General features: G+C 52.8%; 1 protein-coding gene. It reads right to left on the bottom strand.

What is annotated here, in order from left to right:
* Window positions 1-233, bottom strand: a 233-nt coding sequence (locus AC1RPQ_RS08710; protein ID WP_481762387.1) for a hypothetical protein, incomplete at both ends; no start/stop codon positions are given.

Genomic DNA, 233 nt, shown 5'->3' with positions numbered 1-233 from the left:
ATGCTATCCACGTAGGCCGTTACCTTGGTGCTAGCGCCGTTAATCTGGATTGAGGCTTCAATCCAGTGATAGCCATCACCAAGGTACGTGGTGCCGGTAGCCAAAGGTGTTGTACTGGTGTATGTGCCGTTCCGCAGTGTTAGGTAATTACCGTCGAAGTCCAAAATCTGGGCACCATTAGAGGCCAGTCCGATATTGACGAGGCCGCCATAGCCGAAGTCACTGTCCTTGCC

Source organism: Dellaglioa sp. CoH-57-MRSF-21 (assembly GCF_056781915.1).
This window is presented reverse-complemented; position numbering and strand designations above follow the sequence as displayed.